Source organism: Streptomyces eurocidicus, from assembly GCF_002891295.1.
Classification (GTDB): Bacteria; Actinomycetota; Actinomycetes; order Streptomycetales; family Streptomycetaceae; genus Streptomyces; species Streptomyces eurocidicus.
Window position 1 is genome coordinate 104,683 of sequence record NZ_LGUI01000012.1, and the last position, 15,614, is coordinate 120,296.

Annotated in this window: 11 protein-coding genes; 1 reads left to right on the forward strand and 10 read right to left on the reverse strand. The window is 73.1% G+C overall.

Features of this window, described 5'->3' with window-relative positions; all coding sequences use genetic code 11:
* Positions 1-24 precede the first annotated feature (24 nt).
* A complete protein-coding gene (locus AF335_RS29810) occupies positions 25-969 on the forward strand; it encodes an aminoglycoside phosphotransferase family protein (protein ID WP_102921558.1) in 945 nt (314 codons plus the stop codon).
* Between the two features lie 246 nt (positions 970-1,215).
* On the opposite strand, the gene AF335_RS29815 is transcribed toward AF335_RS29810, so the two are convergent.
* From AF335_RS29815 to AF335_RS29865, 10 genes are all read right to left on the reverse strand, one after another.
* Positions 1,216-2,913, reverse strand: a complete 1,698-nt coding sequence (locus AF335_RS29815; RefSeq protein WP_102921559.1) for a proline--tRNA ligase — start codon at positions 2,911-2,913, stop codon at positions 1,216-1,218.
* A gap of 71 nt (positions 2,914-2,984) precedes the next feature.
* On the reverse strand, positions 2,985-3,524 hold the full coding sequence (locus AF335_RS29820) for a GNAT family N-acetyltransferase (protein WP_102921560.1): 540 nt from the start codon (positions 3,522-3,524) through the stop codon (positions 2,985-2,987).
* A gap of 42 nt (positions 3,525-3,566) precedes the next feature.
* Positions 3,567-4,412, reverse strand: a complete 846-nt coding sequence (locus tag AF335_RS29825; protein ID WP_102921561.1) for a GNAT family N-acetyltransferase — start codon at positions 4,410-4,412, stop codon at positions 3,567-3,569.
* A gap of 171 nt (positions 4,413-4,583) precedes the next feature.
* Positions 4,584-5,741: a flavodoxin-dependent (E)-4-hydroxy-3-methylbut-2-enyl-diphosphate synthase gene (ispG, locus tag AF335_RS29830; RefSeq protein ID WP_087925999.1), complete on the reverse strand. Its 1,158-nt coding sequence runs from the start codon at positions 5,739-5,741 to the stop codon at positions 4,584-4,586.
* A gap of 283 nt (positions 5,742-6,024) precedes the next feature.
* Positions 6,025-7,326, reverse strand: coding sequence for a M50 family metallopeptidase (locus AF335_RS29835; protein WP_102921562.1), 1,302 nt, complete (start codon positions 7,324-7,326; stop codon positions 6,025-6,027).
* Positions 7,323-8,594: a 1-deoxy-D-xylulose-5-phosphate reductoisomerase gene (gene dxr / locus AF335_RS29840; RefSeq protein WP_102921694.1), complete on the reverse strand. Its 1,272-nt coding sequence runs from the start codon at positions 8,592-8,594 to the stop codon at positions 7,323-7,325. The genes AF335_RS29835 and dxr overlap by 4 nt, the downstream gene beginning before the upstream one ends.
* A 122-nt stretch (positions 8,595-8,716) precedes the next feature.
* Positions 8,717-10,651 (reverse strand): acyl-CoA dehydrogenase family protein, encoded by a 1,935-nt coding sequence (locus tag AF335_RS29845; protein ID WP_102921563.1) that lies wholly within the window; start codon positions 10,649-10,651, stop codon positions 8,717-8,719.
* Positions 10,652-10,807: 156 nt separating this feature from the next.
* The gene (locus AF335_RS29850; RefSeq protein ID WP_102921564.1) at positions 10,808-11,770 is read right to left on the reverse strand and encodes an NADP-dependent oxidoreductase; all 963 of its coding nucleotides are present in this window, start codon (positions 11,768-11,770) and stop codon (positions 10,808-10,810) included.
* 215 nt (positions 11,771-11,985) lie between these two features.
* Positions 11,986-13,431 (reverse strand): aldehyde dehydrogenase family protein, encoded by a 1,446-nt coding sequence (locus AF335_RS29855; protein WP_102921565.1) that lies wholly within the window; start codon positions 13,429-13,431, stop codon positions 11,986-11,988.
* Between the two features lie 474 nt (positions 13,432-13,905).
* Positions 13,906-15,561 carry a PucR family transcriptional regulator gene (locus AF335_RS29865; protein WP_102921567.1) on the reverse strand — a complete coding sequence of 552 codons (1,656 nt, stop codon included), beginning with the start codon at positions 15,559-15,561 and terminating at the stop codon, positions 13,906-13,908.
* Positions 15,562-15,614: the final 53 nt, after the last annotated feature.

A 15,614-nucleotide genomic window follows, 5' to 3' on the forward strand; every position in this document is an offset into this window, starting at 1 on the left:
GAAGAAGAAAAGGACAGCGCAGGGATGAACAACGCGAACTACCGCCTCGAACCGCCGGAGCGGCTGGTGCGCACCCTGAGCTCACAGCCCGCGGACGGAGTGGCCCGCCGCTGGCTGGCGACGCTGCCGGAGACCGCCCGGGACTACCTGGACCGCTGGGAACTGACGCCCGAAAGGGTGCAGACGCCCGGCGGCCGGACCGGCGTCGTCCTCCTGGTGCGCCGGGCCGACGGCACACCCGCCGCGCTCAAGCTCTGCCCTCCCGACGGCACGGCCGCGCGCGAACACGCGGCGCTGGAGCGGTGGGACGGCCGGTACGCGGTACGGGTGCTGCGGGCGGACGCCGGGGCGCTGCTCCTGGAGCGGCTGCACGGTGACATCAGCCTGCGCTCGCTGGCCGAGGCGAAGGCCCAGTTGGAGGCCGCCGCGGTGCTCCAGCGGCTGTGGGTGCCGCCGACCGCCCTCCCGGGCGCGGAGGGCCATCCGTTCCCCGAGGTGACCGCCCATGCGGCGGGCCTGGCGGAAGCCCTGCGCGAGCGCCGTGAGCAGCCCGCGGCGGCGGAGGTCCGGGCGCTGGTCGACGAGGCGCTGGAGCTGGCGTCCGGCCTGACGGAGAGCGCCGGAGCGGGTGGTGACGCGGTGCTGCTGCACGGCGAGTACCACCAGGGCACGGTGCTGGCCGGCGACCGCGCGCCGTGGCTGGCCGTCGCGCCCCGCCCGCTGGTCGGCGAGCGCGCGTACGACCTGGCCTGGCTGGTCCGCGACCGCGCGGACACCCTCCTGGCCTCTCCGGGCGCGGCGGCCGCGGCGCGGCGGCGGGTGGCGAAGCTGGCGGACTCGCTGGAGGTGGACGCGGAGCGGTTGCGGGGGTGGGTGGTGTTCCGGGCGGTGTCTTCGGGAACGGGGGAACTTTTCGCGGGGGCGAGGGGGCGGGGGGAAGTGCTGCTGGAGTTCGCGGGGTTGTTGTAACGGGGGGTGGGTGTGCGGGTTGCCGCTGCGCGGGGCTTTTCCCCAGCCCCGCCCCTTCCCGCAGTATCCGATGTGCGGCTCCGCCGCGCGGGGGGGGCTCCGCCCCGGACCCCGGTCCTCAATCTCCCCCAGCTACCGCTGGGGGTGCCCCCAGGAGGTGCCCCCGGACGGGCTGAATTTCAGCCCGTCCGGCGATTGAGGACATTCGGGAAGGGGCGGGGTGGGGAAAGACCCGCCGTCAGGCGTTCACGCCCGCGCCGTCAGCCTCTCCACCGCCTCCGTCACCGCCAACTCCTCACGCTCACCCGTCCGGCGGTCCTTCAGCTCCACCACGCCGTCCGCGGCCCCCCGGCCCACGACCAGGATCGTCGGCACACCGATCAGCTCCGCGTCCGTGAACTTCACGCCCGGCGAGACCCCGGCCCGGTCGTCGACCAGGACGCGTACGCCCGCCGCGCCCAGCTTCTCCGCGATTTCCAGGGCGAGTTCGATCTGGACGGCCTTGCCGGCCGCGACGATGTGGACGTCCGCCGGGGCGACCTCACGGGGCCAGCACAGGCCGGACGCGTCGTGGGTCTGCTCGGCGAGGGCGGCCACGGCGCGCGAGACGCCGATGCCGTACGAGCCCATGGTGACCCGGACCGGCTTGCCCTGGGGGCCGAGGACGTCGAGGCCGAACGCGTCCGCGTACTTGCGGCCGAGCTGGAAGATGTGGCCGATCTCGATCGCGCGGCCGATCTCCAGGCCGGCGCCGCACCGGGGGCACGGGTCGCCCTGCTCGACCACGACGACGTCGAGGTACTGGTCGACCTCGAAGTCCCGGCCGCAGACCACGTTCCGGGCGTGGGTGTCGGGCTTGTTGGCGCCGGTGACCCAGGAGGTCCCGGGGGCCACGCGCGGGTCGGCGAGGTAACGGAGCTTCAGGCCCTGCGGGCCGACGTAGCCGCGTACGAGGTCGGGGCGGCCGGCGAAGTCCTCGGCGGTCACCAACTCGACGACGGCGGGCGCCAGGTGCTCGCCCAGCTTGCCGAGGTCGACCTCGCGGTCGCCGGGCACGCCGACGGCGGTGATCTCGCCGTCGATCTTGACGAGGAGGTTCTTCAGGGTCGCCGACGCGGGCACGCCGAGGAGCTCGGCGAGGGACTCGATGGTCGGTGTGTCAGGGGTGTCGAGCTCCTCGACGGGGCCGTGTCCGGTGGGGTCCGCGGGGGCGACGACGACGGTGACGGCCTCCGTGTTGGCCGCGTAGTCGCACGCGGGGCAGTCGACGAAGGTGTCCTCGCCCGCCGCGGCCGGGGCGAGGAACTCCTCGGACGCCGAGCCGCCCATCGCGCCGGAGACCGCGGAGACGACGCGGTAGTCGAGGCCGAGCCGCTCGAAGATCCGGGTGTACGCCTCACGGTGCAGGCGGTAGGACTCGGCCAGGCCCTCGTCCGTGGTGTCGAAGGAGTAGGAGTCCTTCATCTGGAACTCGCGGCCGCGCAGCACGCCGGAGCGGGGGCGCGCCTCGTCCCGGTACTTGGTCTGGATCTGATAGAGCATCACGGGCAGGTCCTTGTAGGACGTGCACTGGTCCTTGACCGTGAGGGTGAAGATCTCCTCGTGGGTCGGCCCGAGCAGGTACTCCGCGCCCTTGCGGTCCTTGAGGCGGAAGAGGAGGTCGCCGTACTCCTCCCAGCGGCCGCTCGTCTCGTAGGGCTCCTTGGGCAGCAGGGCGGGGAGGAGGACCTCCTGGCCGCCGATGGCGTCCATCTCCTCGCGGACGACGCGGGAGACGTTCTCCAGCACCTTCTTGCCCATCGGGAGCCAGGTCCAGACCCCCGCGGACGTGCGGCGGACGTACCCGGCACGGACCAGCAGCTTGTGGCTGGCGGTCTCGGCGTCGGCCGGGTCGTCACGGAGGGTTTTCAGCATGGTCGTGGACATGCGCTGGACGGGGGCCATCGGTTCTCCTGCGGGCTCGGTGGGAATCCCAGGAGATTATCGGCAGCCGCCGGTCGGGCGGAAACGGGTTCTCACGGCCGCTCGCGCAGCGGCAGCGGCGCGCCCATCACCACATACGGGCTCGGCGCGCTGGGGAAGATCACCGGGCGGGCGAGGTCGCGGTAGCCGAGGCCGCGGTAGAGGGCGCGGGCCGGGCTCTCCATGTCGATGGCGGAGAGGATGCTGCGCGGTTCGGCCGCGCTCCCGGTGATCGTGGTGATGAGGGTCCGGCCGATCCCCCGCTTCTGGAAGTCGGGGTGGACGTGCAGCTCGGTGATGACGAAGGCGTCGTCGAGCCAGCCGTCCGAGCCGGTGGCGCGCAGATACGGTTCGACGACGCCGGACCACCAGTGGGCGCGGTCGTTGGGCATGCCGTAGACGAAGCCGACGAGCCGGCCGTCCGGCGTCGTGGCGCCGAGCGCCCGGGCGCCCGGTGAGGCCAGGTGGCGTAGCACGATGTGGCGCCGTACAGCGATCTCTTCGTCGCTGAGCCCGAAGGCCAGCGCCTGCACGGCCAGCGCGTCGTCCACCCGCGCGGCGAGGTCGAGGGTCCCGACCGCGATGTCATCCATGTCCGGAGGCTACCCGTGCGGAGCGGCCGAGCGGCGGTCCGGTCAGAACAGGACGCTCATGAACGCGCCGACTTCCCGGAAGCCCACGCGGCGGTAGGCGGCCCGGGCCGCGGTGTTGTAGTCGTTGACGTAGAGGCTGGCCACCGGGGAGACCTCGCGCAGGGCGTACCGCAGCACGGCGGCCATGCCGGTCTCGGAGAGGCCCCGGCCGCGGCGCTCGGGGGCGACCCAGACGCCCTGGATCTGGCAGGCGTGGGCGGTGGCGGCGCCGATCTCGGCCTTGAAGACGACCCGGCCGTCCTCGATCCGGGCGAAGGAGCGGCCCGCGCCGACGAGCTCGGCGACCCGGGCCTGGTAGAGCAGTCCGCCGTCGCCGGCGAGCGGGGAGACGCCGACCTCCTCGGTGAACATCGCCACGCAGGCCGGCATGATCACGTCCATCTCGTCCTTGCGGATGCGGCGGACGTGCGGGTCGGGCCGGATGTCCGCGGGCATGGCGTGGGCGGCCATCAGCGGCTGGTGGGCGCGGACCTCGCGGGCCGGTCCCCAGTGCGGTTCGAGCAGGGACCACAGCTCGGCGGTGGCGTCGGCCGGGCCGACGATGGAGGAGCAGCGGCGGCCGGCGCGGCGGGCCCGGTCGGCGAAGGCGCGGACGGCCTCGGGGCCGGCGCAGATGGGGACGAGGTTGGCCCCGGCGTAGCAGAGGGATTCGAGGCGGCCGCCCGCGTACCAGCCCCACATCTCACCGCCGAGCCGCCAGGGGTCGAGCCCGGCGACCTGGACACGGGCGGCGACGAAGGCGTTGGCGACGGGATCGCGGTCGAGGACGGCGAGAGCGGCGTCGAGTTCGCCGGGCTCCAGGACCTTGGTGGTGGTCGTCGTCAACACGTGTGGGTATGCCTCACCGTCGCGGGCCGGTGGCCATGGGAACAGGTCTTGGAACTGTACCTCTACGGGTCCTCGCACACCTCCCCCGCCGGATCGGGATACATCCGGACATGACGATGCCCCGCCGGCGGGGGCGGGGCATCGTGGCGCCGGGACGGGAGCCGGGCCGGATCAGCCGCTGACGCTGATCTCGGGCTCGCCGGAGGCGACGCCGTCCTTCTCCATCTGCTCGGCCAGCTTCAGCGCCTCTTCGATGAGGGTCTCCACGATCTTGGACTCGGGGACGGTCTTGATGACCTCGCCCTTGACGAAGATCTGCCCCTTGCCGTTGCCGGACGCGACACCCAGATCGGCCTCACGGGCCTCGCCGGGACCGTTCACGACACAGCCCATCACCGCGACGCGCAGCGGCACCTCCATGCCCTCCAGACCGGCCGAGACCTGGTCGGCGAGCTTGTAGACATCGACCTGGGCACGGCCGCAGGACGGGCAGGAGACGATCTCCAGGCGGCGCTGGCGCAGGCCCAGGGACTCCAGGATCTGCATACCGACCTTGATCTCCTCGGCCGGCGGCGCCGACAGGGAGACCCGGATGGTGTCGCCGATGCCCTCGGAGAGCAGCGCGCCGAAGGCCACCGCCGACTTGATCGTGCCCTGGAAGGCCGGGCCCGCCTCCGTCACACCGAGGTGCAGGGGGTAGTCGCACTGGGCGGCCAGCTGGCGGTAGGCGTTGACCATCACGACCGGGTCGTTGTGCTTGACCGAGATCTTGATGTCACGGAAACCGTGCTCCTCGAACAGCGACGCCTCCCACAGCGCCGACTCGACGAGCGCCTCCGGGGTGGCCTTGCCGTACTTGGCCAGCAGGCGGGCGTCGAGGGAGCCGGCGTTGACGCCGATGCGGATCGGGGTGCCGGTCTCGCCGGCCGCCTTCGCGATCTCCTTGACCTTGTCGTCGAACTGCTTGATGTTGCCCGGGTTGACCCGGACCGCGGCGCAGCCGGCGTCGATGGCGGCGAAGACGTACTTCGGCTGGAAGTGGATGTCGGCGATCACCGGGATCTGCGACTTCTTCGCGATGACCGGCAGCGCGTCCGCGTCGTCCTGGGTCGGGCAGGCGACCCGGACGATCTGGCAGCCGGAGGCGGTGAGCTCCGCGATCTGCTGGAGCGTCGCGCCGATGTCCGAGGTCCTGGTCGTGGTCATCGACTGCACCGACACGGGCGCGTCGCCTCCGACGGCCACGGAGCCGACCTGGATCTTGCGGCTGACCCTGCGGTCGGCGAGCTTGATCGGAACGGAAGGCATTCCAAGCGAAATCGCAGTCATCTGGCGAGCAACCCCAAGGTGTGAATCAAGGTCCCGAGATCGGCGGGCTCCGGTCTTCGAGGTTACGGCACCCGGCCCCTTCGGGGCACATTGCGGGCTGTGGCCGGGCCGGTTCCGGGCGGGTCCGGTGGGTCTTCGGCCGCGGTCCCGTCGTTGCCGCCTGCGGCGGCCGGCGCCCTGCGGGCGCGTCCTCAAACGCCGGACGGGCTGATTGCAGCCCGTCCGGCGTCTGAGGACGCCGCCGCGCAGCGGCGGTGCACCCCCGCGCCCCGCCGGTAAGGCGCTACGTGAGGCGCACCGGGTTCACCACGTCCGCGATGAGCACCAGCAGCGTGAAGCAGATGAAGATGCCGGCGACCACGTAGGCGACGGGCATCAGCTTGGCCACGTCGAAGGGGCCCGGGTCGGGGCGGCGGAAGACCCTGGCGAAGGCCCGCCGCACGGACTCCCACAGCGCTCCCGCGATGTGCCCGCCGTCCAGCGGCAGCAGCGGCAGCATGTTGAACAGGAACAGGGAGAGGTTGAAGCCCGCGACCAGGAAGAGCATGGTCGCGATCTGCTGCGACGGCGGGATGTCGAGGTTGAAGACCTCGCCGCCGACGCGGGCGGCGCCGACCACGCCCATCGGGGAGTCCGCCTTGCGCTCGCCGCCGTCGAAGGCGGCGTTCCACAGGTCGGGGATCTTGCTGGGCAGGGCGATCAGCGATTCGACGCCCGACTGGACCATGTCACCCATACGGTCGACCGACTGCCCGAAGGACTGGGGTACGACGCCGGTGGCCGGGGTGAAGCCCAGGAAGCCGGCGGTGACGTACTCGCCCTTGAGGGGGGTGCCCTTGCCGTCGTACTTCTGGACCTGGTTGGAGATCAGGTTCGCGTGGAGGTCCTTGCGGGTGCCGTCCCGCTCGACGGTGAGGGTGGCCGGGCCGGTGGTCCGGCGGATGTCCTTCTGGAGGGTGGACCAGTCGTCGACCTTGTGGCCGTTGAAGGCGACGATCTTGTCACGCGGCTGGAGGCCGGCGGCCTTGGCCGGGGAGTCCTTGGCGCCCGGGGTGCACTTGTCCGTCTTGTCGGTGGCCTTGACCACACAGTCCGAGACGGTGGAGACCTGGGTCGTCTGGGTGTTGATGCCGAAGGACATCATCACGCCGAGGAAGATCGCCACGGCCAGGACCAGGTTCATAAACGGTCCGGCGAACATCACGATCACGCGCTTCCACGGCTTGCGCGTGTAGAAGAGCCGGGATTCGTCGCCGGGCTGGAGCTCCTCGAAGGCCGCCGACCGGGCGTCCTCGATCATGCCTCGCCAGGGCGAGGTGGAGCGTGCGGCGATCTTCCCGTCCGCGCCGGGCGGGAACATGCCGATCATGCGGATGTAGCCGCCGAGCGGGACGGCCTTGATGCCGTACTCGGTGTCGCCTTTCCGCCGCGAGAACAGCGTCGGCCCGAAGCCGACCATGTACTGCGGCACCCGGATGCCGAAGAGCTTCGCGGTGGACAGGTGTCCCAGTTCGTGCCAGGCGATCGAGAAGAGCAGGCCCACCACGAAGACGACTATCCCGAGGACCGTCATCAGTGTTGTCATGCGCGGGCCTCCGAGGTTGTCTTCACCGTACGGGCCGCCTTGCGGGCGGCCAGTTCACGGGCCCGGGCGCGGGCCCAGGTCTCCGCTTGCAGGACGTCCGGGACCGTGAGCAGGGTTCCCGAGGCGGGGGTGCCGTGTTCCGCCACCACCTCGGCGACGGTATCGACAATCCCATTGAACGGCAGCGCGCCGGCCAGGAAGGCGTCGACGCACTCCTCGTTGGCCGCGTTGAACACGGCGGGCGCCGTGCCGCCCAGGTCACCGACGTGCCGGGCGAGGCCGACCGAGGGGAACGCCTCCTCGTCGAGCGGGAAGAACTCCCAGGTGGAAGCCTTGGACCAGTCGAAGGCCGGGGCCGCGTCCGGGACCCGCTCCGGCCAGCCGAGACCGATGGCGATGGGGCCGCGCATATCGGGCGGGGTCGCCTGGGCGAGCGTGGAGCCGTCCGTGAACTCCACCATCGAGTGGACGTAGGACTGCGGGTGGACGACGACCTCGATGCGGTCGAAGGGGATGTCGTAGAGCAGGTGCGCCTCGATCACCTCCAGGCCCTTGTTGACCAGGGTGGCGGAGTTGACCGTGATCACCGGGCCCATGGACCAGGTCGGGTGGGCGAGGGCGTCCGAAGGGGTGACGGAGGCCAGCTCCGCCTTCGTCCGGCCGCGGAAGGGGCCGCCCGAGGCGGTGACGACCAGCTTGCGGACCTCGGCGCGGGTGCCGCCGAGCAGGGCCTGGAAGAGCGCGGCGTGCTCGGAGTCGACCGGGATGATCTGGCCCGGCTTGGCCAGCTTCTTGACCAGCGGGCCGCCGACGATCAGCGACTCCTTGTTGGCCAGCGCCAGGGTGCGGCCCGCCTCCAGGGCGGCGAGGGTCGGCGCGAGGCCGATGGAGCCGGTGATGCCGTTGAGAACGGTGTGGCACTCGCTCCGGGCGAGCTCGGTGGCCGCCTCGGGGCCCGCGAGGATCTCCGGCAGCGGCTCGGTCCCGTACTGCGCCACCAGCGCCTCGCGCAGCGCGGGGGCCTTGTCGGCCTGCGCGACGGCCACGGCGCGGACCCGCAGCCGCCGGGCCTGCTCGGCCAGGAGCCCCACCCGGCCGCCGGCGGCGGACAGGGCCGTCACCGTGAAGCGGTCGGGGTTGCGGAGCACGAGGTCGATGGCCTGGGTCCCGATCGAGCCGGTCGAGCCGAGGATCACGATCTCGCGCGGCGCCCCGGGAGCGGTGGGGGCGGCGTAGCGCAGGTGCGGGTCAGCGAGGGAGTCCGTCATGGGCTCCATTGTTACGTCTTCCGGCCGGTGGGCGGACAGGGATCCCCCCGCCCGGCCACCGTGGCGGAACATTTGCGTCCGGAGGGCGCCCCGGGCGGGCCCCGGGGCGCTCCCGGCGGGCGTCAGCGGATGGGCCGGTGGACGTTGTCGGTGGTGGCGGGGCCCGGGGTGGCGTCGGCGATCCAGGGGCCCGCGCCGCTGGGGTCGACGATGCCGGCCTCCAGCCACTCGTAGGAGCCCGCGAGCACACCGGAGACGAGCTTGCGGTCGAGGTCGTCGGTGTTGGTCCACAGCCGCCCGAAGAGCTCCTCGACCCGGATCCTGGCCTGCCGGCAGAAGACGTCGGCCAGCTCGTACGCCTCGCGGCCGTGCTCGCCCTCGGTGCGCAGCCGCTCGGCGCGGACGCACGCGGCGCTCATGGCGAAGAGCTCGGCCCCGATGTCGACGACGCGGCCGAGGAAGCCCTGCTTGGTCTCCATCCGGCCCTGCCAGCGCGACATGGCGTAGAAGGTCGAGCGGGCGAGCTTGCGCGAGGAGCGCTCGACGTAGCGCAGATGACCGGCCAGGTCGCGGTGGCCGGCCGGGTGGAACGCGGTGTACGTGGTCGGCAGCTGGCCGGGGCCCGCGACGAGCCTGGGCAGCCAGCGGGCGTAGAAGCCGCCCGCGCGGGCTCCGGCGCGGGCCTTGTCGCCGAGGGACTTCTCGGGGTCGATGAGGTCTCCGGCGACCGCGAGGTGGGCGTCGACGGCCTCGCGGGCGATCAGCAGGTGCATGATCTCGGTGGAGCCCTCGAAGATGCGGTTGATGCGGGAGTCGCGCAGCATCTGCTCGGCGGGGACGGCGCGCTCGCCGCGGGCGGCCAGCGAGGCGGCGGTCTCGTAGCCCCGGCCGCCGCGGATCTGGACCAGCTCGTCCATCATCAGCCAGGCCATCTCGCTGGAGTAGAGCTTGGCGAGGGCGGCCTCGATCCGGATGTCGTTGCGGTTCTCGTCGGCCATCTGGCCGGAGAGGTCGAGGACCGCCTCCAGGGCGAAGGTCGTCGCGGCGATGAAGGAGATCTTGGCGCCCACGGCCTCGTGCTCGGCGATGGACTTGCCCCACTGCTCGCGCGCCGCCGACCACTCGCGGGCGATCTTCAGCGCCCATTTGCCCCCGGCGACGCACATGGCGGGGATGGACAGGCGGCCGGTGTTGAGCGTGGTCAGGGCGATCTTCAGACCGGCGCCCTCGGGGCCGATGCGGTGCGCGGCGGGCACCCGGACCCGGTGGAAGCGGGTGACGCCGTTCTCGATGCCGCGCAGGCCCATGAAGGCGTTGCGGTGCTCGACGGTGACGCCCTCGGCGGCGGCCTCGACGACGAAGGCCGTGATGCCGCCCTTGTGGCCCTCGCTCTTCGGGACCCTGGCCATCACCACGAGCAGGTCGGCGACGACGCCGTTGGTGGTCCAGAGCTTGACGCCGTCCAGGACGTAGTCGTCGCCGTCGGGGACGGCGGAGGTGGCCAGCCGGGCGGGGTCGGATCCCACGTCCGGCTCGGTCAGCAGGAAGGCCGTGATGTCGGTGCGGGCGCAGCGCGGCAGGAAGGCGTCCTTCTGCTCCTGGGTGCCGAAGAGCTTCAGCGGCTGGGGGACGCCGATGGACTGGTGGGCGGAGAGCAGGGCGCCGACGGCGGGGCTGACGGAGCCGACCAGGGCGAGCGCCTTGTTGTAGTAGACGGAGGTGAGGCCGAGTCCGCCGTACTTGATGTCGATCTTCATGCCGAGGGCGCCGAGCTCCTTGAGCCCGTTGACCGTCTCGTCCGGGATCTTGGCCTCGCGCTCGATGCGGGCGCCGTCGATGCGGGTCTCGCAGAAGTCGCGGAGCTTGGTGAGGAACTCCTCGCCGCGCCGGACGTCCTCCGGCTCGGGCGTCGGATGCGGGTGGATCAGGTCCAGGCGGAACCGGCCGAGGAAGAGCTCCTTGGCGAAGCTGGGCTTCTTCCAGTCCTGTTCCCGGGCCGCTTCGGCGACCTGGCGTGCTTCGCGTTCGGAGACCGGTCGTACGGATGGTGCGGTCATCAGGCACCTCGCCGCGTGAGTCGGGGCCGTCCCGGTCGGCTACCGACCGGTGCTACTCGACCGTATCTACCCGATTCGACGTACCTCTACCAGTCCTCGCGCAACGATCCGGCCCCTCACCCGGGCGGGTGAGGGGCCGGATCCCGGGTCCCGGCGTCAGTCGACGGACAGGACGATCTTGCCGGTGGTACGGCCCGTCTCGCCCAGTTCGTGGGCCTTGGCGGCCTCTGCCAGCGGCAGGACGGCGGCGACCTCGGTCCGCAGCCGGCCGGACTCGACGAGCTCGGTGATGCCGCGCAGGCCCGCGAGGTCGGGTTCGACCATCATGCGGACGGCGAGCAGACCGCGGTCGCGGGCCTCCGCGAGCACCGGCTCGGTCAGGGGCAGCAGGGAGACGAGGGTGCCGCCGGGGCGCAGGGTACGCAGGGAACGGGCGGGGTAGTCGCCGCCGATGGCCTCCAGGACGACGTCGACGTCGCTCACGGCCTCGGCGAAGTCCCGCTCGCGGTAGTCGATCAGCTCGTCGGCGCCCAGGCCGCGCAGGAAGTCGTGCTTGGCGGCGCTCGCCGTGCCGATGACGTACGCGCCGCGGGCCTTGGCGATCTGCACGGCCAGGTGGCCGACCCCGCCGGCCGCCGCGTGGATCAGGACGCGCTGCCCCTCGGCCACCCCGGCCGTGTCGACGAGCGCCTGCCAGGCCGTCAGGGCGGCCAGCGGCAGGGCGGCGGCCTGAACGTGGTCGAGGCCGCGCGGCCGGGGCGCGAAGTGCCGGGCGGGCGCGGTGACGTACTGGGCGTAGGCACCGGCCGGGTGCGGGAAACGGGGCATGCCGTAGACCTCGTCGCCCACGGCGTGCACGGTCACGCCGTCCCCGACCGCCTCGACCGTGCCGGAGACGTCGAAGCCGAGGATGAAGGGCGTGGTCTCGCCGGTGTAGAAGGAGCCGCGCTCCCGGGTCTTCCAGTCGACCGGGTTGACCCCCGCGGCGCGCACCCGCACCAGGACCTCGCCGGGGCGGAGCTCGGGGCGGTCGGTCTCGACCTGGCGCAGCACCTCGGGGCCGCCGGCGGTCTCCTGCCGGACGGCGAGCATGCGGGCGGGGGTGGCGGGGGCGTTCATGGGGGCTCCTTGCGGTCGTGCCGTTCGATGGCTCCAGACTTCCGGAGGCGGCGACGGGGCGACGAGTGGCCTGACTGTCATGATGCGCAAGGATCGGGCCATGGGGTGGTGGCCGGGACGGCGTACGCGAACGGCCGGTCCGGCACCCACCCGTGGTGCCGGACCGGCCGTCCCGCTCGCTTCCCCGCGCCGTCCCGTGGCGGGGTCCTACATGGCTAGAGGGCCAGGCCCGTCAGGACCAGCACCCGCTCGTAGGTGTAGTCGTCCATCGCGTAGCGGACGCCCTCGCGGCCGACGCCGGACTGCTTGGCACCGCCGTAAGGCATCTGGTCGGCGCGGTAGGACGGCACGTCGCCGATGATCACGCCGCCGGTCTCCAGCGCGCGGTGGGCGCGGAAGGCCGTCTGCAGGTCGTGCGTGAAGACGCCCGCCTGGAGACCGTAAGGCGAGTCGTTGACGGCGGCGAAGGCCGCGGCCTCGCCGTCCACCCGGGAGAGGGTGAGGACCGGTCCGAAGACCTCCTCGCACGCGAGGGTCACGTCCGCCGGGAGGTCCGCGAGGACGGTCGGGGCGTAGGTGGCGCCGTCGCGCTTGCCGCCCGCGAGGAGCGTGGCGCCCGCGGCGACGGCCTCGTCCACCCAGGACTCGACGCGCTTGGCGGCGTCCTCGCTGACCAGCGGGCCGACGTCGGTGGCCGCGTCGGACGGGTCACCGGTGACCTGCGCCTCGACGGCCGCGACGACCTTGGGGACCAGCCGCTCGTACAGCGAGGCATCGGCGATGACGCGCTGCACGGAGATGCAGGACTGGCCGCCCTGGTAGTTGGAGAAGGTGGCGATGCGCTGCGCCGCCCAGTCCAGGTCCTCCTCCGAGGACCAGTCGGCGAGGACGACGGCCGCGCCGTTGCCGCCGAGCTCCAGGGTGACGTGCTTGCGCGGCGCGGAGTCGAGGATCGACCAGCCGACCGGGCCCGAGCCGGTGAAGGAGATGACCGGCAGGCGCTCGTCCTGGACGAGGGCGGGCATCCGGTCGTTCGGGACCGGCAGCACGCTCCAGGAACCGGCCGGCAGGTCGGTCTCGGCGAGGATCTCGCCCAGGACCAGGGAGGAGATCGGGGTCGCCGGCGCGGGCTTGAGGATGATCGGGGTGCCGACGGCGATGGCCGGGGCGACCTTGTGCGCGCTCAGGTTGAGCGGGAAGTTGAAGGGCGCGATGCCGAGGACGGTGCCGCGCGGGAAGCGGCGCGTCAGCGCGAGGCGGCCGGTGCCGCCGGCGTCGGTGTCCAGGCGCTGGGCGTCACCGGCGTTGAACCGGCGGGCCTCCTCGGCGGCCCAGCGGAAGACGGAGACGGCGCGGCCGACCTCGCCGCGCGCCCACTTGATGGGCTTGCCGTTCTCGGCCGAGATCAGCTGGGCGATCTCCTCGGTGCGCTCGGTGAGCCGCGCGGCGACGTGGTCGAGGGCGGCGGTCCGGACGTGCGCGGGCGTGGCGGCGAACTCGTCACGGACGGCGTGCGCGGCGGCCACGGCCTCCTCGACCTGCGCCTCGGTGGGCACGCTCACGGTGCCGACGAGACGGCCGTCCCAGGAGTTCGTGACGTCGAAGGTCTCCTCGCCGGTGGCCTCACGGCCGGCCAGCCAGAACGCGTGGGGAGCAGTCACGGTTTTCCCTCCCGGGAGGTGTAGGTGATTTTGGCTCCCTCACCGTAGAGGGGGTGGGTCTTGGGGGGTGTTGTCCGGGATGGAGTGCGGGTGGGGGTGGGTGCGCCGCAATGGCGGGGTGGGGGGTGGGTTTTTCCCCAGCCCCGCCCCTTCCCTCCCCCAGCTACCGCTGGGAGGTGCCCCCATCCGGGGGCTTCGCCCCCAGGCCCCCTTTCCGTGCTGACGCGCGGTGTCCTCAAGCGCCGGACGGGCTGAGTTGTTGCCCGGAACCGGGCCAAGTGACAACCCTGTCCGGGTCGGAAGCCGAGCTCGGACAGGGCGAAAATCCAGCCCGGCTGGGGGCACCTCCTGGGGGCACCCCCAGCGGTAGCTGGGGGAGGTAGCCGGGGGAGATCGAGGCCACCGCGCGGCAGTGCGGAACCGGGGCCCGGGGGCTTGCCCCCGGTTCGGGAAGGGGCGGGGCCGGGGAAAGTCCTACTGCTGCCCCGACGTCGTCTTCAGGGCCAGCCACAGCTCCATCCGGACATCCGGGTCGTCCAGCGACCGCCCCAGGATCTCCTCCACCCTCCGCATCCGGTAGCGCAGCGTGTGGCGGTGGACGCCCAGGTCCGCGGCCGCCGCGTCCCACTGGCCGTGCCGGGAGAGCCAGGCCCGGAGGGAGGCGACCAGGTCGCCCCGGCCGGTGGCGTCGTGCTCGTACAGGGCGCGGAGCAGGCCGTCGGCGAAGGCGCGGACCGCGTCGTCGGCGAGCAGGGGGAGCACCGATCCGGCCGCGACCTCCTCGTGCTCGACCAGGACGCGGCCCCGGCGGCGGGCCACCGACAGGGCCTGTTCGGCCTGCCGGTAGGCGGCCGCGGCGGCGATGGGCCCGGCGGGGGCCGACAGGCCGACGACCAGGTCGCAGGGGGGTGCCGCCGCGCTGCGGTCGCGCGGCCGGGACTTCGTGCCCCGGCGGGCCTCTATGCCGCGCGCGTGCTCCGCGCAGGCGGCGACGGCCGCGCCGCCGTCGGGCGCGAGGACGATGAGGCGTTCGCCGTCCGGCACGGTCAGCACCGCCTCGGCCACCCGGCCCGCCGCCGTCTCCACCGCGTCGGCGAGCAGCCCCAGCGGATCGGCCGGGACCGGTACGGCCTCGCCCGCCGGCCCGTCGCCCTCCTCGGCGGGCGGCGGCTCGGTCACGGCCTCGGCGACCAGCACCCGGAAGGGGGCGTCCAGCAGCTCGCCGTACAGATCGCCCGCGACGGCCCGCGCGTGGTCCGGCTCGCCCGCCAGCAGCATCCGCAGCACCGCCGCGCCCAGCCGCTGCTCGGCGTCCTGGAGGGCGCGGGAGCGCTCGGTGGTGAGGGTGAGGAGGGCGATCGCGGACTGGACGGCGTAGCGCTCGGCGGTGCCCAGCGGGGCGGCCGTGCCCACGGCGAGGACGCCCCTGGCCCGGCGGCCGGAGCCGAGGGACTGGAGCTCGACGCGGTCGGCGCCCTCCTCGGCGGGGTCGCTGCCCAGGACGGCGGTCGCGGGCGCGGGGCGCTCCCGGAGCCGCTCGACGTCCCGGCCCAGCCGGGCGGCGCGGCGGGCCGCCCACTCCGGGGCGGCCGCGACGACGGCGCCGGACGCGTCGTAGAGCGCGGCCCAGCCGTCCAGGTGCACGGCGAGCCGGGCCAGCAGCGCGGCCGGGCCCTCGGCGCCGACGGCCGCCCGGGTCAGCTCCCGCTGGGCCTCGAAGCCCGCGGTGACCGCGCGGTACTGGTCGGCGGCGATGGCGGCCGACACGGCCTTGCTGATGGCGAGGAACGGTGTGCGCCGGGGCACCTCCAGCAGCGGCAGCCCCTCCGTCTCGGCGGCCTCGATCAGCGCCTCGGGCACCTGCTCGTAGTTGACGCCGACGGCGAAGCCCAGCCCCACGACGCCGGCCCGGACCAGCCGGCGGACGTAGCCCCGCATCTCCTGCCGGTCCTCCGCGTCGATCTTCATCGCGGTGATCAGCAGGAGCTCCCCGCCGTCCATCCACGGCACGGGGTCGGCCAGCTCGCTGACGTGCGCCCAGCGGACGGGGGTGTCCAGCCGGTCCTCCCCCGCGAGCACGGCGAGCTTGAGCGCGGAGTGGTGGACGAGGGAGGCGAGCGTAGGAGGCATGACACCTTCGGGAGGGCCGACGAATACGCCGTCCCGTATGAACGGCTGCTCCC

Excerpts from the sequence above, each read along its gene's own strand:
- AF335_RS29810 (WP_102921558.1), top strand. The coding sequence starts at position 25 with ATGAACAACGCGAACTACCGCCTCGAACCGCCGGAGCGGCTGGTGCGC.
- AF335_RS29815 (WP_102921559.1), bottom strand. The coding sequence starts at position 2,913 with ATGGCCCCCGTCCAGCGCATGTCCACGACCATGCTGAAAACCCTCCGT.
- AF335_RS29820 (WP_102921560.1), bottom strand. The coding sequence starts at position 3,524 with ATGGATGACATCGCGGTCGGGACCCTCGACCTCGCCGCGCGGGTGGAC.
- ispG (WP_087925999.1), bottom strand. The coding sequence starts at position 5,741 with ATGACTGCGATTTCGCTTGGAATGCCTTCCGTTCCGATCAAGCTCGCC.
- AF335_RS29835 (WP_102921562.1), bottom strand. The coding sequence starts at position 7,326 with ATGACAACACTGATGACGGTCCTCGGGATAGTCGTCTTCGTGGTGGGC.
- dxr (WP_102921694.1), bottom strand. The coding sequence starts at position 8,594 with ATGACGGACTCCCTCGCTGACCCGCACCTGCGCTACGCCGCCCCCACC.
- AF335_RS29845 (WP_102921563.1), bottom strand. The coding sequence starts at position 10,651 with ATGACCGCACCATCCGTACGACCGGTCTCCGAACGCGAAGCACGCCAG.
- AF335_RS29850 (WP_102921564.1), bottom strand. The coding sequence starts at position 11,770 with ATGAACGCCCCCGCCACCCCCGCCCGCATGCTCGCCGTCCGGCAGGAG.
- AF335_RS29865 (WP_102921567.1), bottom strand. The coding sequence starts at position 15,561 with ATGCCTCCTACGCTCGCCTCCCTCGTCCACCACTCCGCGCTCAAGCTC.